The 25,195-nt window shown below is 64.1% G+C and carries 23 protein-coding genes; 11 read left to right on the top strand and 12 right to left on the bottom strand.

Annotation, left to right across the window (positions count from 1 at the left end; all coding sequences use genetic code 11):
- Nucleotides 1-236 precede the first annotated feature (236 nt).
- Nucleotides 237-1,310: a hypothetical protein gene (locus BPHYT_RS29340; RefSeq protein WP_012427759.1), complete on the top strand. Its 1,074-nt coding sequence runs from the start codon at nucleotides 237-239 to the stop codon at nucleotides 1,308-1,310.
- Between the two features lie 440 nt (nucleotides 1,311-1,750).
- Here the strand turns inward: BPHYT_RS29340 and BPHYT_RS29330 are convergent, their stop codons facing one another.
- Nucleotides 1,751-2,239, bottom strand: a complete 489-nt coding sequence (locus BPHYT_RS29330) for a GNAT family N-acetyltransferase (protein ID WP_012427758.1) — start codon at nucleotides 2,237-2,239, stop codon at nucleotides 1,751-1,753.
- A gap of 23 nt (nucleotides 2,240-2,262) precedes the next feature.
- On the bottom strand, nucleotides 2,263-3,480 hold the full coding sequence (locus BPHYT_RS29325; RefSeq protein WP_012427757.1) for a sensor histidine kinase: 1,218 nt from the start codon (nucleotides 3,478-3,480) through the stop codon (nucleotides 2,263-2,265).
- A 279-nt stretch (nucleotides 3,481-3,759) separates the two neighbouring features.
- Between BPHYT_RS29325 and BPHYT_RS29320 the strand changes: the two genes are divergently transcribed.
- Nucleotides 3,760-4,119, top strand: a complete 360-nt coding sequence (locus tag BPHYT_RS29320) for a response regulator (RefSeq protein WP_041759238.1) — start codon at nucleotides 3,760-3,762, stop codon at nucleotides 4,117-4,119.
- A gap of 98 nt (nucleotides 4,120-4,217) precedes the next feature.
- Here the strand turns inward: BPHYT_RS29320 and BPHYT_RS29315 are convergent, their stop codons facing one another.
- Nucleotides 4,218-5,117: a LysR family transcriptional regulator gene (locus BPHYT_RS29315; protein ID WP_041759237.1), complete on the bottom strand. Its 900-nt coding sequence runs from the start codon at nucleotides 5,115-5,117 to the stop codon at nucleotides 4,218-4,220.
- 103 nt (nucleotides 5,118-5,220) lie between these two features.
- On the opposite strand from BPHYT_RS29315, the gene BPHYT_RS29310 reads away from it, so the two are divergent.
- Entirely contained in the window at nucleotides 5,221-6,099 is an 879-nt protein-coding gene (locus BPHYT_RS29310; protein WP_012427754.1) for an aldo/keto reductase family oxidoreductase, read from the top strand.
- A 98-nt stretch (nucleotides 6,100-6,197) separates the two neighbouring features.
- Here BPHYT_RS29310 and BPHYT_RS29305 read toward each other — a convergent pair whose 3' ends face one another.
- Complete coding sequence (locus BPHYT_RS29305) at nucleotides 6,198-7,118, bottom strand: LysR substrate-binding domain-containing protein (protein ID WP_012427753.1); 921 nt, start codon at nucleotides 7,116-7,118, stop codon at nucleotides 6,198-6,200.
- Between the two features lie 200 nt (nucleotides 7,119-7,318).
- On the opposite strand from BPHYT_RS29305, the gene BPHYT_RS29300 reads away from it, so the two are divergent.
- Both BPHYT_RS29300 and BPHYT_RS29295 read left to right on the top strand, forming a co-directional pair.
- Nucleotides 7,319-7,723: a RidA family protein gene (locus tag BPHYT_RS29300; RefSeq protein WP_012427752.1), complete on the top strand. Its 405-nt coding sequence runs from the start codon at nucleotides 7,319-7,321 to the stop codon at nucleotides 7,721-7,723.
- A 40-nt stretch (nucleotides 7,724-7,763) separates the two neighbouring features.
- Nucleotides 7,764-9,041, top strand: a complete 1,278-nt coding sequence (locus BPHYT_RS29295; RefSeq protein ID WP_012427751.1) for an NAD(P)/FAD-dependent oxidoreductase — start codon at nucleotides 7,764-7,766, stop codon at nucleotides 9,039-9,041.
- Between the two features lie 171 nt (nucleotides 9,042-9,212).
- Here BPHYT_RS29295 and BPHYT_RS29290 read toward each other — a convergent pair whose 3' ends face one another.
- From BPHYT_RS29290 to BPHYT_RS29270, 5 genes are all read right to left on the bottom strand, one after another.
- Entirely contained in the window at nucleotides 9,213-10,538 is a 1,326-nt protein-coding gene (locus BPHYT_RS29290; protein ID WP_012427750.1) for an NAD(P)/FAD-dependent oxidoreductase, read from the bottom strand.
- 2 nt (nucleotides 10,539-10,540) lie between these two features.
- Nucleotides 10,541-11,275, bottom strand: coding sequence for a cupin domain-containing protein (locus BPHYT_RS29285; RefSeq protein ID WP_012427749.1), 735 nt, complete (start codon nucleotides 11,273-11,275; stop codon nucleotides 10,541-10,543).
- A gap of 190 nt (nucleotides 11,276-11,465) precedes the next feature.
- Complete coding sequence (locus BPHYT_RS29280) at nucleotides 11,466-12,782, bottom strand: aspartate aminotransferase family protein (protein WP_049869479.1); 1,317 nt, start codon at nucleotides 12,780-12,782, stop codon at nucleotides 11,466-11,468.
- 123 nt (nucleotides 12,783-12,905) lie between these two features.
- Complete coding sequence (locus BPHYT_RS29275; RefSeq protein ID WP_202945185.1) at nucleotides 12,906-13,937, bottom strand: phosphotransferase; 1,032 nt, start codon at nucleotides 13,935-13,937, stop codon at nucleotides 12,906-12,908.
- Nucleotides 13,938-14,147: 210 nt separating this feature from the next.
- Nucleotides 14,148-14,816, bottom strand: coding sequence for a haloacid dehalogenase type II (locus tag BPHYT_RS29270; protein ID WP_012427746.1), 669 nt, complete (start codon nucleotides 14,814-14,816; stop codon nucleotides 14,148-14,150).
- 339 nt (nucleotides 14,817-15,155) lie between these two features.
- Between BPHYT_RS29270 and BPHYT_RS29265 the strand changes: the two genes are divergently transcribed.
- Both BPHYT_RS29265 and BPHYT_RS29260 read left to right on the top strand, forming a co-directional pair.
- Nucleotides 15,156-15,647 carry an Lrp/AsnC family transcriptional regulator gene (locus tag BPHYT_RS29265; protein WP_012427745.1) on the top strand — a complete coding sequence of 164 codons (492 nt, stop codon included), beginning with the start codon at nucleotides 15,156-15,158 and terminating at the stop codon, nucleotides 15,645-15,647.
- 550 nt (nucleotides 15,648-16,197) lie between these two features.
- Entirely contained in the window at nucleotides 16,198-17,049 is an 852-nt protein-coding gene (locus tag BPHYT_RS29260) for an alpha/beta hydrolase (RefSeq protein WP_012427744.1), read from the top strand.
- A 52-nt stretch (nucleotides 17,050-17,101) separates the two neighbouring features.
- Here BPHYT_RS29260 and BPHYT_RS29255 read toward each other — a convergent pair whose 3' ends face one another.
- A complete protein-coding gene (locus BPHYT_RS29255; RefSeq protein WP_012427743.1) occupies nucleotides 17,102-18,394 on the bottom strand; it encodes an aspartate carbamoyltransferase in 1,293 nt (430 codons plus the stop codon).
- A gap of 385 nt (nucleotides 18,395-18,779) precedes the next feature.
- Here BPHYT_RS29255 and dapA point away from each other — a divergent pair, with 385 nt between their 5' ends.
- The 4 genes from dapA (at nucleotide 18,780) to BPHYT_RS29235 (ending at nucleotide 22,134) form a co-directional block, all read left to right on the top strand.
- Nucleotides 18,780-19,703: a 4-hydroxy-tetrahydrodipicolinate synthase gene (dapA, locus tag BPHYT_RS29250; RefSeq protein WP_012427742.1), complete on the top strand. Its 924-nt coding sequence runs from the start codon at nucleotides 18,780-18,782 to the stop codon at nucleotides 19,701-19,703.
- Nucleotides 19,704-20,134: 431 nt separating this feature from the next.
- A complete protein-coding gene (locus BPHYT_RS29245) occupies nucleotides 20,135-21,133 on the top strand; it encodes a M23 family metallopeptidase (RefSeq protein ID WP_012427741.1) in 999 nt (332 codons plus the stop codon).
- A complete protein-coding gene (locus BPHYT_RS29240; RefSeq protein WP_012427740.1) occupies nucleotides 21,126-21,524 on the top strand; it encodes a hypothetical protein in 399 nt (132 codons plus the stop codon). The genes BPHYT_RS29245 and BPHYT_RS29240 overlap by 8 nt, the downstream gene beginning before the upstream one ends.
- A 175-nt stretch (nucleotides 21,525-21,699) precedes the next feature.
- A complete protein-coding gene (locus BPHYT_RS29235) occupies nucleotides 21,700-22,134 on the top strand; it encodes a bactofilin family protein (protein ID WP_012427739.1) in 435 nt (144 codons plus the stop codon).
- 24 nt (nucleotides 22,135-22,158) lie between these two features.
- On the opposite strand, the gene BPHYT_RS29230 is transcribed toward BPHYT_RS29235, so the two are convergent.
- Nucleotides 22,159-22,965, bottom strand: a complete 807-nt coding sequence (locus BPHYT_RS29230) for a hypothetical protein (RefSeq protein WP_012427738.1) — start codon at nucleotides 22,963-22,965, stop codon at nucleotides 22,159-22,161.
- Nucleotides 22,966-23,091: 126 nt separating this feature from the next.
- Entirely contained in the window at nucleotides 23,092-25,161 is a 2,070-nt protein-coding gene (locus BPHYT_RS29225; protein WP_012427737.1) for a putative bifunctional diguanylate cyclase/phosphodiesterase, read from the bottom strand.
- Nucleotides 25,162-25,195 lie beyond the last annotated feature (34 nt).

Below are 25,195 nucleotides of genomic sequence, written 5' to 3'. Positions count from 1 at the left end.
CGGTAATCGCGCCGGCTACAAAAGCACGCGCGACCCGCGATTTCGCCTGCAACACTTTATGTCGGAATATGTCACGCCGCCTGAAAATGGCCCGCAAACCCTTGTCGCGCGGGCCTTCTTCGTGGTGAAACAGGGTGACATATCTTCCGTGTCGATTATGTCGGCGTGTCCTTCTATAGTCCGTTTCGTCGCCACGCAGCAGTGACACAGTGGCCCGAATCCCAGAAGGACATATCGTGAAAAATCATTCGTTCATCGTCCCGGCCACCGCCGCTGCATCTTTCCCTGTTTCCGTGACGACCGCGTCAGCCGCTCGCGGCGCGTTGCGCAAGCTCGTGCTCTCCGCCACGGTCGCCGTGCTCGCGCTCGGTAGCGCATCGGCATTCGCCTGGTCGCAACACGGCACGGCCTACACCTCGCGAGGCACCTATAACGGCGCGCGGTACGGCTCGTGCGGCGGCAACAGCTGCTCGCATGCGGGCGGTGTCGCCGGCCCCTACGGCGGTCTGGCGACCAACACCGGCACCGTGACGCGCAATGCGCCGGGTCAGTTCTCGAATTCGGGCACCGCGACGGGACGTTACGGCAACTCCGTCCAGCATGCAGGCGACACCAATTGCGCCGGCGGCACGTGCTCGCATACCGGCACGCTCACAGGACCCGACGGCAAGACGGCGACCACGTCGGGCGATGTCACAAAAAACGGCGCGGGCCAGTATTCGTCGTCGGGGTCGGTAACGGGCTCGAACGGCAACACGGTCAACCACTCGGCGTCGACGAATTGCGCCGGCTCGACCTGCTCGCGTTCGGGCACCGTGACCGGTTCGGATGGCGGCACCGTCAATCATTCCGGCTCCGCCACGCGTGTCGCGCCAGGCGTCGTGACGACCTCGACGAGCGTGACGGGTACGCACGGCAACACGGTGACGTCGAGCGGGACGGTGGTGGCGACCACGGGCGTCGTCGCCACGGGCGGCACGACGGTGGTCGTCGCGCCGAAGCCGGTTGTGGTCGCGCCGCCGGTTGTGTATGTGCCGCCGCCTCCGGTCGTGGTGACGCCGGCGCCGGTGGTAGTCGCGCCGCCGCCGGTTGTGGTGACGCCTGCACCGGTCGTGGTTGCGCCGAAACCCGTGGTCGTCACGCCGCCGGTTGCTTATGTACGGCCGCCGGTCGTGTACGCACCGCCGCCCCCGCCGCATGCCGTGTATGTCGCTCCGCGCGTCGTCTACGTCGCGCCGGCTCCGCGTCCGGTCGTGTGGGTGCCGGGCCACTGGATCGGGCGTGTCTGGGTGCCGGCGCACTGGTCCTGATAGGTGCTGCCATGCGAGTCAAATCCCGGCTTGCAGTCGAGGCGTGCCGAGCGTCGTTCAATGATTCATCGACGCGGCGAATCTATAAAGCAGGCGCGTTGGCAGCGGTTGTCGTTGCCGCGGGAGTGGCGATTGCGATCAGCCGCGTCGTCGTGCCAACCGATACACGTGAAGCGAGTGAATCGTCGCAGGAATGCTCTGCTCGCTACGCCGCGTTGCTCGATCTTGCGGAATTGGCGAGACGCGATGGCAAATCCTCGGAGGTGGTCGTGCGCGGGTTGAGCGACAGAGGCGGCGCGATGAGCGGATGTTTGTCGACGGGCGGCGTGAGGGCGCGGTAGCGTTGTGGCTGGCAATCGCGGCGCTCACGCCGCGCACAGCACGCACGCTGCCAAAAAAATTTGCTAGACGTACCAAATAATCACTGTGGCACTGGCTAATCAGCCCGGTCGATTTTCCGGGCGAATCAGATTGCGTTCCAGATATACCGCGCCGGAAATCGGATTAAAGACGTAAGCCGGAATCGGTGCAAAACCCAGCGATGCGTAAAGATCGAGCGCCGCCAGCATGGTCGGCAGCGAGTCGAGACGAATGCGGTGATATCCCGCTTCTCTCGCGATATCGCAAATGCGCGTTGCCAATTGCCTGCCTGCCCGCAGACCGCGTCCCGACGGACGGACATAAAGCCGCTTCATCTCGCACGTGGTGTCGTCGAGAGGCCGCATGGCGACGCAGCCAATCAGTTCTTCCCCGTTGTACGCGAGAAGCACCCGGCCGCGCGGCGCGGCGAATTTGCCGGGCAAGCCGGCAAGTTCGGATTCGAAGTTCTGGAAGCAAAGATCGACGTCCAGACTCCCGGCATATTCGCGGAAGATGGCCCTGACCGTTTCCAGTTGCCGCGGGAAATCGGCGGTGGTGATCTGGATCATGGGTGTTCGTTGACCGATCGGTCCTATTGCGGTTGCGCCAGCTCTAACGGGAAGCGTATTTCGAACCTGGTGCCCACGCCTTCGCGCGAAACGAAATCGATGTGCCCGTTCAACACGCGGCACAATTCCTTGACGATGGCGAGACCGAGGCCCGTGCCGGGAATATCCTCGCCGGCGGCGCGCTCGAATTCGTCGAACACGCGGTCCGCATCCGATGGTGCGATGCCCACGCCGGTATCCGCGACGCACATCGACCAATGCTCCGCGCCGGCCATCGCGAAGTTCAGTTCGATTTGCCCCGACTTCGTGTACTTGGTCGCATTGGAGAGCAGGTTGACCGCTATCTGTTTGAGCTTGAGACGATTGGACGTGACGGCGGTCAACGCAGGATCGAACACCGCGCGCAACGTGAGTCCTTTTGCTTCGATCGACGGACGCGACGAGGTGACGAGTTCCTCGAACAGCTCGCGCGGGTCGACCTGTTCGAGTGTGAGCGGGGCGCCGTCGCCGAGCACCACGGAATACTCGACCATCTGCTCGACGAGTTGTTTCATGTCGGTGGCCTGGCGGTTTGCCAGTGTCAGCGCCGTATCGGCTTTTGCCGGCACGCGCGCGATCAATTGCAACGCGATGGAAAAGGCGTTCAGAAAGTTGCGCAGATCGTGGACCACGCTGCGTGTGATCTGCATGCGCGACTCGTACAGGTCGCCCACCAGCCGCTGCTTCAGCACCAGTTCGTGATTGGCGCGCTCGAGCCGGCCGGTGTACTCGTCGATCTTGCGGTCTCGTTCACTCACCACCTGCTTGATCGACGTGAGCGTAACCATGCTGAACGTTTCGGCGATCAGATGCCGTGCCCGGCTCTCATGGCGGCGCGTGAACGTGCTGTCGAGAGCGGCGAATTCCTCGAGCGCCCCGGCGAGTACCTGATGAAAGAGATCGAGTTCGCGCACGAGTTCCTCGATGCGATAGCCTTGGCGCCAGCGCACCTCGCCATGCTTTTTCGCATTGCGCTCGATGGTTGTCTCGACCCGTTCGAGATCTTCGACATCGAGCGCCACGCACAGTCCGTCGAGAATTTCCGGCAAATGATCCGCGAGTTGCTGGTAAGTGAGTTTGTCCGCTTCGACGAGATCGGTGTCGCCGAATACGGCATTCATCCATTGCTCGGTCAGTCGAGTCCGCTCCGCGCGGACGAAGTCGGCAAAATTGCGCAGCGGGCTAACACGTGTTTCGGTCATGATGGCGCAGTGGGATGAAGTTTCTACAACAATACAAGTGGCTCGCAGCACTCGGGCGCGCCGGACCCGACTCGCATCGCGGTCTGACAGGCAGGTACTCCGGGCTGACGTCACTTGAAGGCCGGTCCGGCAAGCGTTTCCGCCTTCATGTGCTCCGGAAGGTCGTGGCAGCCGATTATTCGCGATCATTATCGCCGGAACCGCGGAGAGTGGAACATCTTTTGCGTAGCTGTCGAAAGGGTAGACAATACCGTCTACCGCGGACGTTCGGCGGCCCTGATGCACTCAATCTTGCTAGTGGACGACGAGCCGGAAATCCTTGCGGCGTGGCGCCTGATACTCGAAAACGAAGGTTATGAAGTCGGTTGCGCGAGCAACGGCGTGGAAGCGGTCGCGCGAGCCGTGGCCCGTGCACCCGCCTTGATCATCACCGACTGGATGATGCCGCTCATGGACGGCGCCGAGTTGTGCCGTCGGCTGAAAGCGATACCGGCGCTCGCTAACGTGCCGATTCTCGTCCATACCTCCGTTCCGCCAAACGAGGCGGCGGGCAAGAATTGGGATGTCTGCCTGAGGAAGCCTGTGGGCGCGACACTTTTTCTAACGACGGTCGCGCAGTTGTGCACGCAACGGCGTTAGCTGATGACTCGCAGAGCAACGGGCAATTTATACCGAGCCGCGCGTGTGGTTTGGCTCGGCAAACGGACAAATCGCCCTGCGCGTTTCACGTCCCCGCATCAATCGGAATCGATCGCCTTCAAAAAATCGACGAACGCGCGCAGCGGCGCCGGCAAATGACGACGCCCCGGATAGTACAGAAATGGACCCGAAAAACGCTGCCACCACGGCTCCAGAATCGGCTCCAACGCGCCGCTGTCGAGGTGCGGGCGCAGCAGGTCTTCGAACAGGTGAATGACGCCCACGCCCGCGACGGCCGCGCTCACCGCGAGATCGATCGCTGCGCCCGGTCGCACCAGCAGCGGCCCCGATGGATTCAACTGCAAGACTTCGCCGTCGCGCTCGAAATACCAGATCGGCGTGGCGCCGCCGGCGAATTGACCGCGCAGGCACGCGTGCGAAAGCAGCTCGCTGGGATGATCGGGACGTCCGTGCGTGTCGAGATAGCCCGGCGCCGCCGCCGTGGCGAAGCGTTGCACGCGCGGCCCGATCGGAATGGCGATCATGTCCTGCTCGAGCCGGTCGTCGTAGCGAATGCCGGCGTCGCAACCGATCGACAGCACGTCGACGAACCCGTCTTCGACCACGACTTCGACGCGGATGTCGGGATACGTCTTCAGGAACGCGGCGATGATGCCCGGCAAAACGATGCGCGCGGCGCTCGACGGCACGTTGAGTTTGAGCGTGCCAGCCGGCTTGTCGCGGAACACGTTCAGCACGTCCAGCGCCGCTTCCATTTCGCTGAAGAGCGGCGTCAGCTTCTCGATGAGCCGCAAGCCGGCCTCGGTCGGCGCCACGCTGCGCGTGGTGCGGTTGAGCAGGCGCAGCCCGAGCCTGGCTTCGAGGCGGCGCACGGCAATACTCAGACTCGACGCCGACACGCCGCCGATGCGCGCCGCGTCGCGAAAGCCGCCCGCGCGGGTGACTGAGACAAAGGCAGCGAGATCATTCAGTTCCATGCGATTGTGCAGAATGTTGAACAACCCGTACACGTTAGACGGCTTTATTCAACAGCGCAACCCGGTCCATACTTGCATTCAACCACTCACCAAGGAGCGCGTCATGTCGAATCTCAGCACTACGGATACCTTTCCGCTCGCCGGCCACCCCGTGCGCCGCATGGGTTACGGCGCCATGCAACTGGCCGGCCCCGGCGTATTCGGTCCGCCGAAGGATCGCGGCGCGGCGCTCGCGGTGCTGCGCGAAGCGGTGGCGTCGGGCGTCAATCACATCGATACGAGCGATTTTTACGGGCCGCACATTACCAACCAGTTGATCCGCGAAGCGCTGCATCCTTATCCCGGCGACCTCGTGATCGTCACCAAGGTGGGCGCGGTGCGCGGCAGCGACGGCGCGTGGCTGCCGGCGTTCGAACCGGCCGATATCGAGCGCGGCGTGCACGACAATCTGCGCAATCTCGGTCTCGACGCGCTCGAAGTCGTGAACATGCGGGCCATGGGCGATATTCACGCGCCTGCCGAAGGGTCGATCGAAAAGCAGGTCACGGCGCTGGCCGAACTGCAACAACGCGGACTCGTGCGCCATATCGGCTTGAGCAACGTGACGGCGACGCAGATCGAGGAGGCGCGGCGCATCGCGGAGATCGTCTGCGTGCAGAACCACTACAACCTGGTTCATCGGCACGACGATGCATTGATCGGCCAACTTGCGGAGGCGGGCATCGCGTACGTGCCGTTTTTCCCGCTAGGCGGGTTCACGCCGATTCAGTCGTCGGCGCTGTCGGAGATTGCACAAACACTCGGCGCGACGCCGATGCAAGTGGCGCTCGCCTGGCTGTTGCAGCGGTCACCTAACATTCTGCTGATCCCCGGCACGTCGAGCGTCGGGCATCTGCGTGAAAACCTGCAGGCGTCGCAATTGAAATTGTCCGCCCAGGTGTGCGCGGAACTGGATGCGATCGGCGGCGCCGCACAGTTCTAGTTGCCGATCACATAAGCAATCCTGTGCATGCGGCGTCATGCTCGGCCTGTTATCCCTGGCGCGACAGAACAGATGTTCCACCACGATCAATCGGGACATCATTTCCGCCAGGGCGCTGGATCGAAGGCTTGTTTCGCGGCTTCCAGGAACACGCGCTGACGGATCGTCAGCCCCTGCCGCGTGGGCGTGAGGGCGATGACCGGCGCGGGTTCGAGGCGCCACGCCGGCAGCACGCGCTTGAGCTTTCCCTCCGCGACCAGCCGGGCGCAGTCCCATTCGGATCGCGCGACGACGCCCAGACCGTCCAGCGCCCAATCCCTCACAACGGTGCCGTCGTTCGAAGACAGTGCGCTGCTCAACCGAACCGCGACGGCTTTGCTCGTCCGTTTGCCCGCTGCATCGTGTTGAGTGAAACGCAGACGTGTCACGTCTTCGTCGTTCTCTCGCAAGGTCAGGTAGGCGTGCTGGGTCAGCTCGGACGGGTGCTTGAGCTTCGACAGGCCGCGCGCCAAGGCGGGGCTCGCACACAGGAAGCGGTCGTTCGGCGCCAAAAAATGTCCTACCCAGGACGAACGTTTGATGTGGCCGATGGAAATGACGACGTCCGCACCCGACGCGGCGGCGAGGGGACTTTCAACCAGGATGAGCGAAATCGCGAGGTTGGGATGTGAGCGATGCAGATCGCGAACGAGCGGCGCGACATATTCGCGACCGAACCCAAACGGCGCCACGACGCGCAGATGGCCGCTCACGCCAGCCGCCTCTCCGGAAATGCGCGAAGGAATCGACTCGATCCTCTCGAGAATGTCGATGGCCTCCTGAGTAAGCCGCTGCCCCTCGTCAGTGAGGGAAATCCCCCTGGCCGCGCGCGTGGCAAGACGCACCCCCATGCGCTCCTCGATACGCTGAAGCCGCACCGTGACCGCGGGCGGCGTAAGATCCAGCAGCCTTGCGGCCGCGGCAAGCGATTGCGACGCGCCGAGCGCGCGGAGCAGTTGCATGTCTTCTAATCGGAGCATTAAGCGCCTGTTAATGAGGAGTTCATTGGATATTAAACACGGGAAATATTATTTTTCCTATAGTGGCTCACGTAATGAGGCTTTGTGAAACCCGCAAACGCCACCGCAAACGCCACCGCAAACGCCACCGCAAACGCCACCGCTATCCGGCTTTGTCCCGGCAGCGGCAGGCAGACTTCCCACCCCTATGAGCGCTTCCCATGGATAAACGTGAACGTAGTGAGCAGTGCCCGAGGACGATCAACCCCGAGGGACTGGCGCCGCCTGGCGGCCACTACAGCCACGTCTCGATAGCGAACGGGATGGTTTTCGTCTCCGGGCAGTTGCCGATCGATCCGACAGGACGAAAACTCACCGACCAGCCGTTCGAAGCGCAGGCCGAGCAGGTGTTGGCCAATCTGGCTACGGCGCTGGCCGGCGCGGGCAGCGACGTCACGAAACTGGTCCAGGTTCGTGTGTATATCGTCGATATCGAATATTGGGCGACGTTCAACGAGATCTATGCGCGTTGGACTGGAGCGGCGAAACCCGCTCGCGCGGTGGTCCCGGTTCCCGCGCTGCATTTCGGTCTGAAGATCGAAGTCGAAGCGGTGGCTTGCGTCTAGTCGCTCAGATCGAATTGGTGCGCCAGCGTTGGAGAGTGCAATGCGGTTTAGTTCTTACTGGCTGGATACGTCCGAGCCATTTGTCGGCAATGCGCCTGATCTGCATGGCGAACGCTGCGACGTAATCGTGGTGGGCGCCGGGATCACCGGCTCTGCGGCTGCATTGGCGCTCGCCAGGAAGGGCGCGCGCGTCGTTGTCTGCGAGGCGGGCACCGTGGGGCAGGCGGCGTCGGGCCGCAACGGCGGCATGTGCAACAACGGCTTCGCGCAGGATTACGCTTCGCTCTCGCAGCGGATCGGCGTGGAATTGGCCAACCGGCTCTATCTCGCGTTCGACGCAGGGGTCGACACGGTCGAGCGGCTGGTCAGGGAAGAGTCGATCGATTGCGATTTCGTTCGTAGAGGCAAGCTCAAGCTCGCGGCGAAGCCGGAGCATTTCGACAAGCTCGCGCGAAGTCAGGCGTTGCTTGCCGCGGGCGTGGACCCCGATACGCGTCTCGTGACAAAGGCGGAGCTACGCGACGAGATCGGCTCGGACCGCTATCACGGCGGGTTGATCTTCGAGAAGAGCGCCGGTATGCATGTGGGCCGCTATGTCCGTGGTCTCGCGACGGCTGCGCAGGCGCGTGGCGCGCAGATTCTGGAGCATGCGCCGGTTCTGGATTTACGAAGAGAATCCGGCGGCGCCTATGTGGCGCGAACGCCGCGCGGAGAGATCCGCGCACCGCAAGTGCTGTTGGCGAGCGGCATCTCGCAACTGGGACCGTTCGGCTGGGTCCGGCGCAGAATCGTGCCGGTGGGAGCTTTCATCATCGTCACCGAGCCTTTGCCGACGCAACGGCTCGATCGGCTGCTGCCGACGCGCCGAATGGCCACCGACACGAAAAACTTCGTCAACTTCTTTCGCGTCACGCCCGACAACCGGATATTGTTCGGCGGTCGCGCGCGCTTCGCGACGTCGAACCCCCGCTCGGACGAAAAAAGCGGAATGATCTTGCGACAGCAGATGATCGCCGTGTTTCCCGAATTGGCCGACGTGCGCATCGACTATTGCTGGGGCGGCATGGTCGACATGACCGCCAATCGTCTGCCGCGCGCGGGTGAGCGAGACGGCATGTACTACTCGATGGGCTATAGCGGACACGGCACGCACATGGCCACGCTGATGGGTACGCTGATGGCGGAGATCATGGACGGACGCGCCGATCTCAATCCGTGGAAGGACTTCGACTGGCCCGCTATTCCGGGGCACTTCGGCAAGCCGTGGTTTTTGCCTTTCGTGGGGGCATGGTACCGACTCAAGGACACACTGCAATGACTTCACTCCTGACGTGATAACGCTGCAGACTCGATGCTATTCGTTTGGTAAAGCGGCTCGGATTGAAAACCTACGGAATCCGAATCGTTGTTGAGAGCGCATCATTTGCGCTGCCGTGCTCACCCTTCAGGTGGCACGGCGTTTGTTGCACTAACCGCGCCTCCCGCCCGTTTAAAAGTCAGCGACCTTGCCCCATGCCGAGTCGGCGAATCGGGCAGGCCGATACGGGATAGGGTCGACGATCGGCGCCGCACCGGTGGCCAGATCCGCGATCAGATGTCCAGCGCCGGGCCCGATCCCGAACCCGTGACCGGAAAAGCCCGCGGCCAGGATCAATCCCGGTACGCCCGGCACTTCCCCGATACCCGGCACGCCGTCGGGTGTGCTGTCGACGAAACCTGCCCACGCGTGTGTGATTTTCGCTTTGCCAAGTTCGGGCAGCAGTTCGATGGCGCGGCGATGCGTTTCCCTCACGGTAGGCATATCGGGTTTCGGATCCAGGATGCGTACCCGCTCCATGGGCGTGGGCGCGTCGAGTTGCCACCGCTTGAGCGTTTCATGACCGCCGCGCACGCCTTCCAGTCCGCCCGGCAGAAGGTTACGCCAACGCTTGGCGAACATGGGCACGAATTGCGGGGCGAATCGCAGGAACTGCGGCGTCACGTCCACGCGCGCGCGTCCGCTGATTGCCAGTGCGTAGCGTCCGTCGGTTCGGCGGGTGATCGATACGCCGGAAGTGAACAACGCATCCGGCAAGGGAGTCTCGACAGGTGAAACGCTAAGGATGGATTGGCGGATCGATGCTTGGGGAAAGCGGATGCCGAGCTGGCGGCAGAATGCGGACGCCCACGCGCCGCCGGCAAGCACGACTGTGCGGGTTTTGATGACTCCGGCTTCCGTGACGACGCCGCAGACTCGGCCGCCCTCCAGTTCGATGCCGCGCGCCGCGCACTGCTGCGTAACGCTGCCTCCCAGCTTCATGAGTGCGGTTGCCACGGCGGGCGCGGCTTTCGCGGGGTCCGCCGTGCCGTCGCTGGGCGAGAAGACGCCGCCTTTCCAGGCCCTCCCTGTCGCCTTCCCGCGCTCGGCGGCTTGCTTGCTATCGAGCAGGTAGGTCGTCACCCCCGCCGTCTTCGCAAAGTCGCCCCAACTTGCCCAACGGGCCAGCTCCGCGTCGTCATTGCTCAGATACAACAGCCCGCAGCGATGAAACCCCGTGTCCTCACCGGATTCGACGGCAAATCGTTCCCACAGATCGAGGCTCTTGCTTGCGATCGGCAATTCACGCTCGTCGCGGTTTTGCTGTCGGCACCAGCCCCAGTTGCGGCTCGACTGCTCGGCGCCAATCCTGCCCTTCTCGACCAGTGCGACTGAAACGCCGCGCTGGGCCATGTAATAGGCAGCAAAGACACCGATGATGCCGCCTCCGATCACGACCACGTCGGCGGCGGCAGGCAGCGTGGGTGAAGTTTGAATGTGAGTCAGCGGAGGGGACATGATCAATTTCGTTCGACTGGAGCCTGGACGGTTTGCGTAACGTAGAACTTCGCCACGCGTTCGCTGCTTTCCCATCCGATCGACGCACCCTGCGGCACGAAGAGCGCGTCGCCGGCGCCGAGCGACAGCACGCTGCCGTCAGGCTCGGCGAATCGCACGCCGCCGGCCAGGAGGTGCATGAACTCGTTGACGCGATGCGGGCGGATGATCCGATGGTAAGGCGTCGAATCCCACGTACCCGCTTTGTACTGCGCATCGTCGTCGGTGAATACGTTGTCGCTGCGACATTCGGGAGCCGGGCCCAGTAGTACCTCTGCTGGAAGCGTTGCGGATGGCTTGAAGTCGGCTTCCGCGCGCAACGGGACCAAGCCTGTTTTGGTCGGCATGTTGGAAGCCGCGCAGCAGAATACGAAAAGCGCGCGCGATTCCGCCCTGAAGCGAAGCGCAGTACCCTTGCCGATCACCGCGCCCTCTTGCGGGCCCAGCACCAGCGGCGCCATGCCGGCCGCTTCGAGCGTGAGCGAGCCTTCCATGACGACGATGGTTTCGATGTGGGGAAAACTCGCCACGTCGAGCTCGCCGATGAAGCTGACACGACCCGCGGCCATCGAGTCCGGTCCTTCCCAGGCGATCTCGCGATGGCGTACGAAGGGATCGTTCTGACCGAAACCTGCCCTGCGGAAGGAGGTCGAAACAGGCGCACCTTCGATGCGGTGCAATAAGAATGCTGTGGTCACTTCTGCTCCTATGAATTGCGCGGATGATGATTCGTGCATGCAATTATGCGGCGCGATCTTCTCCGGATGATTAACCCTCCAACAAGCGGACGTTAAAGACCGGTTAATGCAAATACGCTTGTCGGGGGGCTGGTGGACTGCCGGGACTTATGCGCGGGCAACGTGCTCGCGTCAGACCGTTCGCTAGCGATCACAGTGCGGCAAGCACCGTATCCAACTCCGTCAACAGGCGGTCGGCATCGTTAGCGCCAAAGACCAGCGGCGGGCGTATCTTCAGCACACTCGCGTCCGGCCCGGTCGCGGAAATCAGCACGCGCCGCTGGCGCAAGCCGTTGACGATCTTGAGCGCCGTCGCGATGTCCGTGTCCTTCTTCGCGCGGTCACGCACGATCTCGACGCCGAAATACAGGCCCGTGCCGCGCACGTCGCCGATGCATTCGTATTTCCTTGCCAATGCGTTCAAGCCCTCGGCCAGGATCGCGCCGACCCGCTGCGCGTTGTCGAGCACGTGCTCGTCGCGCAACACGTCGAGCGTGGCCTGCGCGGCCGCGATCGCGACCGAATTGCCGCCGAAGGTGTTGAAGTAGCGCATGTCCTGCCCGAAGCCCGCGACGACCTCGGGACGCACGACCAGGCCCGCCACCGGATAGCCGTTGCCCATCGGTTTGCCGAGCGTGACGATGTCGGGCACGACGCCATGGCGCTCATGCCCCCACATATGCGTGCCGCTGCGCCCGAAGCCGGACTGCACCTCGTCCGCGATGAACAGCCCGCCGGCGCGGCGCACCACCTCGGCTACCGGTGCGAGTACATCGGTCGGGTGGGCGAATACGCCATCCGACGAGAAGAACGAATCGGCGATGAACGCCGCCAGACCGCCGCCATGACGGCGGATGTCCTCGATCTGCAACGCAACCTGTGCGGCCATGCGCTGACCGATCTCCGACGGCGTCATTCTGTACGAGTCGGGAGCCGGCACCGTGCGCACATAGGGGCCCAGCAAAGCCCTGCGGCCCAGCGAGGGCGAAAAGCTCGAGGTGAGATGCGAGTTGCCGTGATAGGCCTCACTGGTCACGATCACGCCGGTCTTGCCGGCGTACTGCATCGCGATGCGCGTGGCCAGGTCGTTGGCCTCGGAGCCGGTGCAGGTGAACATCATCTGGCCCGCGCGGATCGACGTGTTGAACGTCGAGAGCAGGTCCTCGGCGTAGTCGAGGATCGGCTCCTGCATGTAACGGGTATGCGTGCAGAGCGTCGAGAGCTGGCGGGTGACGGCATCGACGATGCGCGGATTGGCATGTCCGACGCAGACGACGTTGTTGTAGGCATCGAGATAGTCGTTGCCCTGGTCGTCGTACAGATAGACCTTCTCGCCGCGCACGATCTTGACGGGCTCGGCGTAGAACAATCGATACGACGGACTGAGCAGCCGTAAGCGGCGCGCAATGTGCCGTTGCGTGCCGGCGTCGAGGTGATCGAGCGACGCCGGATCGAAGCCGTTCGGCATGTCGCCGCGCAGTGCGTCGTGGGATTTGCTGCTACCGGCGGCCTCGATTTGTGCAGCCGGCTGCGACGTGGTGGTATTCATAGGGCGGTCAGGATCGGTGAGGTGAGCGGTGCGATGGAAGAACTAGAGCAAGGCGTTGGAAACAGTCTCAGGGTCGCGCTGCATGAACCAGCGCAAATGCTCCCATCCCGGCCGTGTGAAACGCAGGATGTAGCCTTCGTTTTCCGGGAACAGCATGGCGCGCCATGAAGTCAGCAACGCTCGCGCCGCGACGCGCGCCATGGCCAGGTGCGGAATCAGCAGCACTTCGTCGCGGCTGAGTTCGGCATGTGCGAGATAGCCGCGCAGCAGGTCGCGCGCGTCGGCGAACAGGTCGTGCGGGCCGTCGGCATCGAAGTCGAGCGGAAACTGGTTCATTACCGCCGTGGCGACGTCGATCGCTACCGCCGTGTGCACGGTGTCGCCGAAGTCGATGATTCCGCTGACGAAGTCCCGGCCGCTCGGATTGGCGACGATATTCGAGCGGTTGAAGTCGTTGTGTACGACCTGAGCGGGACAGTGCCGCAGGGCCGGCTCGATCGCGGCGAAGCGTGCGAACGCCTCCGCGATAAAGGCGCGATGCGAGGGATCGGCGATATGTGTTTGCAGCCCCGTTAGACTCGCCAGATGCTTGACGTCCCACGCGAGTACGCGGTGCTCGTGCGGATGGCGGAAACTGGCCATGGCCGCCTGCAGTCGCGCCAGCATCTCACCGATCGCGTAATGATCGACCGCGCGCCCGCGCAGCGCGTCCAGCGGCATGCCTTCGAGGTAGCTATAGAGCCTCGCCGTACGATACGGCTGCGCGGGCGACGTCACGGGTACGACGAATTGCCCGTCGATACCCGGCAGCACGCGCGGCACCGGCAAGTCCGGCGCGACGGCGGCAACATGGCGCATCGCGGCGACCTGCAAGTCGAGTTCTTCGGGCGTCTCGCCGGGGTTCGAGATTTTCAGTACGTAGCGCGCGCCGTCGCTTGCGTCGATGCGGAACGTGTCGTCCTTCTCGGTTGCAAACCGTGTAGCCGCGCCGTCGATGCCGTAAACACGGCGGGTGATCGCGAGCGCATCGAATGTATTCAGGCGTGAAAAGCCGACCGACAGGCTGCTCCCCAACAGGGTATCGAGCGCAACGGCGGACGTTGTGCATAAGCTTGCAGAAGTGCTGGGCGTGAACATGGGCAATACGGCGCGAGAAGAGTGGACTGCAGTAGGGCAGGACGTTTCCGACGCGCTGTCGAGCTGGGGACAGACGTCGGATCGGTCGCGCGATGCGAATCCCCTGCCGCCGTCGAACACGGCGGCGGTCAAGGAGGCGCACATCGCTTACAGGCCAAGCTGCTCGGCCAATTCGACGATGCTCCGGACCGCCGTATAACCGTATTCCGGCGCTTCCGGTTCATGGCCGCGCAGCACGTGCGCCTTGTGCACGATGCCGAGATCGTGCGCGGTCATCAGGTCATAGCGCGGGCTCGACGAGACGTGCAGGATTTCGTGAGGCTGCACGTCGAGCTTCTTGAACATGTATTCGAAGCCTTGCATGCGCGGCTTGTAGGCCTGGGCATCTTCGGCCGTGATGACGGCGTGAAACGGAGCCCCGAGCTTTTCGATGTTGCTCGCGATCTGCGCGTTGTCCGCGTTGGTCAGGCCAACCAGCTTGTATTTCTTCGCGAGGCGCGAGAGACCTTCCGGGACGTCCGGATGCGGGCCCCATGTCGGCACTGCCAGGTAGAACTTTTCGGCCTCGCTTTCGGCGAACGGCACGCCCGTGCGTTCGCAGGTGCGGCGCACGGCGTTCAGGACGACCTGGCGGTAGGGTTTCCAGGCGCCGAGCACTTCGTCGCGGCGATAGGCGGCGAACAGCTTGACGAAGTTTTCCAGCGCGTCGCCGTGGAGGCGGTTCCCGTAGATTTCGCGCGCCATGTCGGCCATGCGAAAGTTGACGAGGGTGCCGTAGCAGTCGAACGTGATGAATTTCGGCTCGAAGTCGATCATGTCTTCAGTCTCGATGAGTGACGAATCCCAAGGGACTCTTGAATGAAGGGCTTGCCGCACACCGGTTCGGGCAAGCACCGATGGAAATGTCGGTAGATGAAATTTAAACGGGAATGACTTCGCTACTACACCGAATTGAAGACGGAAAAAAACAGGTTTTTACCCGTTGTGGAGGGGGTTCACGGCAGTTCCTGCGGCGAGGCGGGACGCGATGCAAAATCGGGAACAAATAGCAGGATCGTCTTATCGTCGGGCGTACATGTCGGGCTACTATTGCGATCGTGGACTACGCCGAGGCGCTCGTATGGAGGCGCCTGACGGAAAGGAGGCAGGGCGGGGATGAAAACGGATTGCACGCTCGACCGGCTGGACTTGCGCATTCTCGCCGAACTGCAAATGCGCGGCCGCATGACCAACGTGGAACTGTCCGACGCTGTTGGACTGTCGCCCAGCCCGTGCCTCACGCGCGTCAAACGGCTCGAGACGGCCGGCTTCATCGCGGGTTACGGCGCGTTGTTGAAGATCGAGAAGCTCGGCGATGTCCAGATCGTGTTCGCCAAGATCACACTCGCGGATCACCGCCGCGAAGACTTCGTGCGTTTTATCGACGCCATTCGCGACATCGACGAGATCATGGAGTGCCATCACGCAACGGGCGGCTACGACTATCTGCTCAAGTTCGTGACGCGCGACATCGCCCACTACCACAGCGTGATTGAGGGGCTGGTCGAGCGCGACATCGGGATCCAGACGTACTTCAGCTACGTGATTGTGGAATCGCCTATCGTCAGGAAGCGCTGGCGTCTCGACGCGCTCTTTACCGCGAAGTGAGGCTCGCAATCTTTATTTTCTGAGCGACCAGTTCCGTGCAGAACGCTAGAACCTTTTCAAGCACGGGCGACTGGGTCCGTCCGGCCAGCGTGACGAAGGCATAAGGGTGCGCAACGATCATGCGGCGGTCGTGCGCGAGGGAATTCGACACAAGTTCTAATTGACTGTTGTGCGTGACGCCTGAAAGCACCGGGTTGCCGTCTGGTAGAAACCGGGATGTTTGCCATTGGCTGGATGATGAGAGCCGGATGAATCGAGAGGTTCACGTCCGATTCCGCGAGGGGCCGCGGGTGCAATTCCTGCGGTCTACTCACCCGTAGCTGACGACAGCGGAAGGCTGGGTCTACCTCGCGGCCATCATTGACGGCGCGCGCGTAGCAGATCTTTCATACAGAAAGGCGCGCCTCCTGCCGCCACGCCAAGCTAATGAGATCGTATGTTTCGCTGAAATTTGGTTGTAAGTCGCCATTGCTAGAGTCGTCGACAGAATTTTGCCGCCGTATGCCGGACAGTTTTCTTCGGACTTCTGGAAAGGGAAGCGCGACAAACCATGAATAAAGCTCGTACGTTCTGGCTCATTCTGACGCTGCTTTTTACGGCGCCCGCCTGGGCGTTTCAATCGCGGGTCGTCGTCATTCCGAGCGCGGCCATGCATAAGTCGCTCGAAGCGACCGTCGTGCTGCCCGATCAATATGCGCGCGGCAAGGCGGCTGACCGCTTTCCGGTCGTCTATCTGCTGCACGGCTCGGGCGGCGACTACACCGACTGGACCACGAATTCGCAGATCGGCAAGTTAGCCGACCGCTATCACGTGATACTCGTGATGCCCGACGGCGGCCACGAAAGCTGGTACATCGACAGTCCGGTCGATCCGCACAGCCGTTACGAAACGTATGTCGGCACCGAGGTGGTGAGTTACGTGGACGCGCATTTCCGCACGATCGCGACACGTCAGGGGCGCGCGATTACCGGCTTGAGCATGGGCGGTTTCGGCGCCTTGCATATCGCGCTGGACCGGCCGGATGAGTTCGGCGCTGCCGGCAGCATCAGCGGCGCGGTGGATCCGCGTGGCTGCGAGGATGAGCCCGGCATCGACCAGGTATTCGGCGATCCGATGCGGCACGCCGACTTCTGGAACAACGAGGCGATCGTCGAGAATGCGCGCAGTTTCGGCAATGCGCATATCGCGCTCACGATCGACTGCGGGGTGAACGACTCGCTGGTGCAATCGAACCGTACTCTGCACGAGCGGCTCGTCGAACTCGGCGTGCCGCACGACTACGCGGAGCGGCCCGGCGGTCACACCTGGCAGTACTGGGCCAACGCGGTGCAGTACCAGGTGCTGTTTTTCGCCGGGGCGTTCAAGCGCAACGGGGCCGCGGCGCCAACCGCCGCGGCTTGATGAGGCTGTGCTCTGTGCAGTGGGGCGGTTTCAAAAGCCGCCCGATGATCCATCAATCGATGCCGTGAAACACCGCATCGTCCGGACCGAGATAGGCGGGCGGGCGCCATGCCGCATCGCGCATGGAATGCTGGACCAGTTTCTCGACACCCAGCAGCACCGCGAAAATCGCCATCCGCACCGGAATGCCGTTGTCGGTTTGCCGGAAGATCGCCAGCCGTGAGTCGTGATTCAGGTCCACGCTCAGATCGTTCGCGCCTGGCCGGCTGTCGCGCGGCAGCGGGTGCATGATCAGCGTGTCGGCGCCGCATACGCTATCCACCAGTGCCTGGTTGATCTGGAAATCGGGCGTGTAGCCTTCGAACGATTCGTCGGTGAAGCGCTCTTTCTGGATGCGCGTGGCATACACCACGTCGGCGCCGCGCAGCCCAGTGGTCAGGTCGGTGGTCTGCTCGATCACGTGATCGTTACGCGAGATCTGCTCGATGATATAGCTCGGCATTTCGAGCATGGGCGGCGAGATCAGCGTGAACTTGATGCCGCGGTGCAGCGCCAGCAGCTTGACAAGCGAGTGCACGGTGCGCCCGTATTTGAGGTCGCCGACCAGCGCGATATGTGCGCCGTCGACGATCTTGCCCAGGCGCGAGAACTCGCGCTGAATCGTGTACAGGTCGAGCAGCGCCTGGCTCGGGTGCTCGCCGGGGCCGTCGCCGCCGTTGATCACCGGCACGTTGGTGGCGCGCGCGAATTCGGCCACCGAGCCTTGCTCCGGATGGCGGATCACCAGCGCGTCCACGTAGCCGCTCATGACGCGGCTGGTGTCGTAGATCGACTCGCCCTTGGCCATCGACGAAAACGTGAAGCCGGTGGTGTCGCAAACAGAGCCGCCCAACCGGCAGAACGCCGCGCCGAAGCTCACGCGGGTGCGCGTGCTGGCCTCGAAGAACAGGTTGCCGAGCACCGCGCCTTCCAGCACGCGGGAGATTTTGCGGCGCCGGGCGATCGGCTGCATGATGTCGGCCACGCGAAACAGCGCTTCCACCGAGTCGCGCGAGAATTGATCCACCGAGAGCAACTGCGGCTTCCCCTCGAACAGCATCTGGCTGGCGAGCGACTGTGAGTCTACGCTTTGCGTATATTTTTCGCCCGGCTCGCCATGCACCACGATTTCCGACACGAAGCGCTCGACAATCTCCGGCATGGCCCGCGATTCCTGCGAGTCGTCCGGCAGCAGCCATGTGTCGAGCGCCCGGCGTGACACGCCGATGCGGCTCGCGAACGTGTCGCGCGTCATGTTCAGGCGACGCATCGCATCGCGTAGGAAGGCTTGTTGCGGGACGCTCATGGGGCACCTGGCGGAAGAGGGGATGGCGGGCTGATGTACGCGGTGCGTATATTAGTTTTCCTGCGGCAGAAGTCAAGCAATTTCGCGATGGACTTTGCCAAGCCGCGCCGGCCGCGGTTACACTGCGTCTCATGCATTCCGGCCCTACGCTCAGACTCCGCCCGTCGACCTCCGCACGTCTCGCTCACGCGAGCGTGGTTGCCGCACGCGCGCGGGGTTCGAACGCCGGCGCCAAAGCCAAAAAACAGCCGCTCATCTGACCGGAGCTCGCTGTTCCGTCAGATGTGCGACGGAACAGCCGGTCAACGCCCGCCTGGGCAATTTCCTGTCTTTCCTCCCTCGCACCGCCTGACGGAATCGATACGGTCGTCATCGAGGTAAAGACATGTCTATTTTTTCGGGTATCTGGGTTCCGCTCATCACGCCGTTCGCCGACGGCGCCGTCGATCACGCCGCCCTGCGCGCGCTGGTGCGCCGCTATACCGGCGCAGGCATCGCCGGGCTGGTGGCGCTCGGCACGACCGGCGAACCCGCCGCGCTCGACGCCGCCGAACAGGACGCCGTGCTGGCGACGATTCTCGACGAAGCGCAGTCCGCCGCCCATCTCGCGCGGGATGGGCAAGCGCTGCCGGTGGTGGCCGGCGTGTCGGGCAATCACACGGCGAGCATGCGCGTGCGCATCGGGCAACTAAACGCGCTGCCGCTTGCCGGCGTGCTGATGGCCGCGCCGTATTACATCCGGCCTTCGCAGGCGGGCATCGTCGCGCACTTCATGGCGCTGGCCGATGCCAGCGAGAAGCCGGTCGTGCTGTACGACATTCCGTATCGAACGGGAGTGCGGCTTGAACTCGACACGCTGCTCGCGCTCGCGACGCATCCGCGGATTCAGGCGGTGAAGGATTGCGCCGGTTCGCTCGACACCACGCTCGCGCTGATCCGCGACGCTCGCTTGCAGGTGCTTGCCGGCGAGGACATCAATATTTTCAACACTTTGTGCCTGGGCGGCAGTGGGGCGATCGCGGCGTCCGCGCATGTGCGGCCCGAGCGCTTTGTCGAGATGTATCGCGCGCTCGCGGCAGGGCGGCTCGCCGACGGTCGGCGCATTTTCCACGCGCTCGCGCCGTTGATCGAGGCGCTGTTCGTCGAACCGAATCCCGCTCCGGTCAAGGCCTTACTGGCCGCGCAGGGCCTGATACGCGACGAGTTGCGCATGCCGATGACGCGCGCCAGCGGTGCGCTGATCGAGCGGCTCGAAGGGCTGGCCGAACGCGAACGGAGCGAGCCGCAGGAGACCGAAGTAATGGTCTGAGCGGGCGCTCATGGCGAAACGGGGGCGTACGGTGGCCGGCATTCGCGCCGTGCGTGGCACATCGTCCTATCGTCCCGTATTTGAGATGATGCTTCGTGATGCCAGGGGATAATCGGCGCCCTCTGTCCTTATCGCGACCGGCGCGTATCCGGTCGATGGCGTATGCAGTTAGCCCCTTTTGCTGATCTTCTGTCGTGTTTGCAAGCGCCCGGTCCGTGTCGCACGGCCGGCGAGTTGCCGGCTTCTTGCGTGCGTCGCGCTGCGCGCGGGCGGCCGCGCGACGCTGGCTTGGCAATCGAGTGGAGCCGGGTGCAATCGCCTGGCACGTGTCGCACGACCAGCGCGCCTTGCGCGTTGCCGGCTTCTTGCATGCGTCGTGCCGCGCGCGGCCGGGTGCTCGCTGCGAACCCGGCACGCGCGAGGAGCCGCTGATGGCTTCCGCGTTTCGCGCCGGCAGTCAGCTGGCCAGCGGCTCGGTCAGTTTCGTCACGCGCCGTACCGCATTGACGCTCGCCTTGGGCGCGGCCGGCGGCACGGCCGTGCTGGCGCTCGCCGTGGGCGCCGCGATCGGTGCGCACTGGTCCGCGCGCCACGGGTCCGGCGATCAAGCGGCGGTCCGCGTCGAGCACGACTATGCAATCGACCAACTCGGCAAGCTGAACGCGTCGATGGCGCAGATCGAACCGCGCATCGCGCGACTCACGGCGCAGGTTGGCGACTTGCGCGATTTCGAGGCGCGCCTGAACACGCCGCGGCCCGCGCCGCGCGCATCGGCGGCGCGCGCCGCATGGGGTGCGGCGTCTGCAGCTTCCGAACCGGACACCTCCGCCACTGACGGCGAAGGCGAAGACGAAGGCGAGGGCGGCCCAGCTTTGCCGCCGCGCCGCTGTAGCGACCTCGCGCCCTTGCTGGGCCGCCATGCCGATGCCGAACGCACCGGCCAGCAACTCGATTGCCTGGCCGCGACCCTCTCGGCGCTCGAACGGCAGACCGCCGAGCACGCCGTCGCGTACGCCGCCTTTCCGGGCCGCATGCCGGCCGACGGCGCGCGCTTCGGGTCGCCGTTCGGCAATCGGACCGATCCGTTCACACATCGGTTGAGCTTTCATCCGGGGCTCGATCTGGTCGCTAAAACCGGCACGGCGATTCTGGCGGCCGCGGGCGGGCGCGTGGTCTACGCTGGCGAGAAATCGGGCTATGGCAACGCGGTTGAAATCGATCACGGCAACGGGCTCATGACTCGCTACGGCCATGCGTCGCGGATCGTCGTGCATGTCGGTGATCTGGTGCTGCCGCGGCAGTACATCGCCGATGTCGGCTCGACCGGCCGTTCCACTGGCCCGCATCTGCATTTCGAAGTTCTCGTCGACGGCGCGCCGGTCAACCCGGCGGCCTACCTCGCGCTCTTTGCGCCGACGGCTCATGGCTGAGCGGCGCTTTCCACGCGACGCGGCCAGTCTGACTCACCGCGCCTACACGCTTCGGCCCGCGCGCTCGCTGGTGTTTCGCGTGACAGTGTGGGCCGTGGTGTGCGTCCTGTGCGCCTGTGCGGGCGCGGCGGCGCTCACGGCCTGGCACGCGAGGCGCGCCGGTATGCCGCCGGCGCGGTGCAGTCCAGCGCCCGTCGACGAAGCAACGAAGCAGAGCGAGTTGACCCGCGCGCGGCTCGCGCTGGCGCAAGAGACGGCGGCGCGCGCCGCGGTGCAGAAAGCGGCGGACAGCGCCGCGGCCGAGGTGGCGCGGCTCAACGCGGAATTGCAGTTTCTGCGAGGTCAGAGCAAAGGCCGGACGTCGGCATCCGCTGCGGCGTTGCGCCGGTAACCGGGCGAAATAGGCTAACCGCAAACCGCAAACCGCAAACCGCAAACCGCAAACGGCAAACGGCAAACGGCAAACGGCAAAGCAATCAAAGCAACCCAACCGCACCAACCGCTCCCCGCCTCATCGCCACGCCCAGCATCACGCGACGAACCTTTTCATTTCCAGGAAAACCAGAATGTTCAACAAGAAGAAAACCGCGGGCATCCAGCAGACCAAGCTCGCCACCCTGATCGCGCACGACGTGCGAATCACCGGCGACCTGCAGTTCAGCGACGGCCTGCGCATGGACGGCCACGTGACGGGCAACGTCAGCGGCGAGCCGGGCGGCCAGACGCTTCTGGTCCTGAGCGACCGTGGCTCGATCGAAGGCAGCGTGCACGGCTACGACGTCGTGATCAACGGCCGGATCGTCGGCGACGTGATTGCGGATCACTTCGTCGAGTTGCAAAGCAATGCGCACGTGACCGGCAACATCTACTACCAGCAGTTGCGGATGGATTGCGGCGCCTCGGTGGACGGCAAGCTCACCAAGCGCGACGCGGCGCAGGCGGCGACGCCGCTTCTGGTGTCGGTGGCCGACAGCGCCTTCGACGAGCGCAAGGCCGGTTAGGCGCCGCCGCGCCCCGCCGGCGAATCAGACCGTTCCCGGCAGCGACTGGCGCGGTGTCGGCGTGTCGTGGCCAAGCGGGTCACCGGGCACGGGGCGCCCATCGCGTTGCGCGCGCAATTCGCGGTTCGCGGCGAGACGTTCCAGAGCACCGCGTTCGAGCGTGGCGAGCATGTCCCGCTCGACGATCTGCAGTTTGAAAGCCAGCACGATCAGGCCGCTCGCCAGCAGCAGGTCGCCCGCGAAAACCACGGCGTACAGCGCCGACGTGGTCCGCGGATTGCCGAGCAGCAGCGACAGATTGGCGCGGTCGAGCAGCACGAGCACGAGCGGCACGATAGTGTTGAGCGTAACGATCGTGCCGCCGATCATCGCGATCAGACGCGCGGGCCCCAAGTGCGGACGGCGCCGGCGGCATACTTCATACAGCGTGGCGGCGCGGACCGGCAGAAAAAACAGCGCGAGCAGGACCGCGCGCAACACGGTCGGCACTTTGAAGATCAGCGCGCCGGCATAGAGCGTGCAGAACACGGCGGTGACGGCCAGACCGGCGCGCCACGGTGCCGTCGCGCCGAACAGTTCGCGTGTGCCGGCCCAGATCAGCGTGCGGCTTTGCAGCGCGAGCGTCGCGGTGGCGATCAGCAGCGCGTCGTGACGCCAGGTGAGATGCAGGGTGAAGCAGGCCGACGACGCGGCGAGCAGATAGAAACCGACCGCCCAGAAGCGGAACGCGCTCACGCGCGTGAACATGCGCGAGAGCGCGGTCGTGAGCAAGGCGCAGCACAGAAACGTGATCAACCACAACGAAGTAAACGTCGCTACATCGAATTTCATGAACTCTCCAGCACCTGACCTGCCTGTTATTGTTCGCTCGTAAAACGGGATTCAGTGCCGGCGCCGGTGGCGGCGCGGCCAGCCGCATGACCGTGGCGCGGGGCGCGTTTCAGACGATCGTCGGCTTTACGCGGCCACCATTCTCTCGCGCAGCAGGTTGGCGAAGTCGTCGGCGCCGAGCGGCTTGCCGAGCAGGAAACCCTGCATCTCGTCGCACCGCATCGTCTTGAGCATGCCGAGTTGCGATTCGGTTTCGACGCCCTCGGCCACCACATCCATTTCCAGCGAATGCGCAAGGGCGATGATCGCGGACACGATCGCGCTGCCTTCCGGGCCGTGCGCGTCGAGGCCGTTGGTGAAGAAGCGGTCGATCTTCAGTTGTTTGACGCGAAAACGCTGCAGATAGGCGAGGCTCGAATAGCCGGTGCCGAAGTCGTCGATCGCGATCTCGAAGCCGCTTGCCTGGAATTCGCGGATCATTTCGATGGTCTTGGGCGCGTCCTGCATGGCCACGGTTTCGGTGATCTCGAACATGATCTGCTCGCAGGCCACGCCTTCGGCCTCGACGATCGCGAGCATGCTCGCGACGAGGTTCGGCTGCAGCAACTGGCGCGGCGACAGATTGATCGCCACTTTCATCGCCGGCAGCCCCTGCGAGACCCATCGGCGAATCTGCCGGCAGGTTTCGCGCACGACCCAGTAGCCGATCTGCACGATCTGCCCCGAGCGCTCGGCGATCGGAATGAACTCGAGCGGCGTCAGCGCGCCGAGTTGCGGGTGATGCAAACGGATCAGCGCTTCGGCGCCCGCCAGCGAGTTGCCGTTGCCGTGAAACTTGGGCTGGAAGTGCAGCGAGAAATGGCCGGCGGCGAGCGCGTCGTGCAACGCGTTCTGGATCTGCAGCGTGCGCGTGGCGGCCTCGTTCATGCTGCGCTCGAAGAAGCGATAAGTGCTGCGGCCCGCGCGTTTGGCCTCGTACATGGCCGCGTCGGCGTGCTTGAGCAGCGTCTCGACGGAGTCGCCGTCGTGCGGATAGAGGGCGATGCCGATGCTCGGCATGACCTGCAGCGGCTGCGAGTCGGTCCACACGCCGAGGCGCATGCGCTCGAGCACGCCTTCCGCGAGCGCGCTGGCGTCTTCGCGCGAACCGAGGTTTTCGGCCAGCACCACGAATTCGTCGCCGCCCAGCCGCGCGACGGTGTCGGTCTCGCGTACACATTGCAGCAGGCGCTGCGCGAACGCCGTCAGAACCTGATCGCCGACCGAGTGACCGAGCGAATCGTTGATGGTCTTGAAGCCGTCGAGGTCCATGAAGAGGATCGCGAACAGCGTGCGCTGCCGCCGCGCGCTGAGGATCGCGCGCTCGATGCGGTCGGTCAGCGTGCTGCGGTTCGGCAGGCCGGTCAGTGTGTCGAGCGTGGCGAGCCGCACGATCTGGCCGTTCAGCCTGGACACCGCGCCGATCAGCAAGGCGTTGCGCGCGTCGAAGCGCGACAGCATCAGCGTGACCGTCAGAATGGCAAAGGTGAGCAGGATCACGGAGGTCGCGAGCCACGTGGCGTTCACGCCTTTGGCCGCGCCGCAGATGGCGCCCGGCACAAAGTCGGCGGCGGCCATGGCCGTGTAATGCATGCCGCTGATCGCCACGCCCATCACGAGCGCCGCCCCCAGACGCTTACGCACGACGTGGCGCGCGCCGTCGTTGCTGAGCGCGCGGGCCATCCACAACGCGGCGGTCGATGCGCCGATGGCGATCGCGAGCGAGGCCGCGAACCACCCCGGCTGATAGCGGATGCCTGGCGCCATCTGCAAGGCCGCCATGCCGGTGTAGTGCATGCCGGCAATGCCGAAGCCCATCAGCACGCCACCCGCCAGCAGGCGGCCCGGCGTGAGCCGCTGCAGAGTCGTGACGTACAGGGCCAGATAGGAGGCGCCGATCGCGAGCCCGAGCGACGCGGCGGTCGTCGCAAAGTCGTAGCCGAGCGGAATCGGCAGCGAAAAGGCGAGCATCGCGATGAAGTGCATCGACCAGATGCCGACGCCGAGCGCGGCGGCGCCGCCCAGCCGCCAGGCGTGTCGCAGCCGCGCCGACGCCAGCAGGAAAATGCGGCCGGTCAGGTCGAGCGCCGTGTACGACGCCAACGTCGCGACGACGAGTGAGATGGTGACCAGCCAAAAATTGTATGAGCTCTGCATGTATAGTCCAACCGCAAAAGGGAAGCGGCTGAAC

It is taken from the genome of Paraburkholderia phytofirmans PsJN, from assembly GCF_000020125.1.
Lineage (GTDB): Bacteria > Pseudomonadota > Gammaproteobacteria > Burkholderiales > Burkholderiaceae > Paraburkholderia > Paraburkholderia phytofirmans.
The sequence above is the reverse complement of the archived record's forward strand: the minus strand, read 5'-3'. Positions and strand labels throughout refer to the sequence as shown.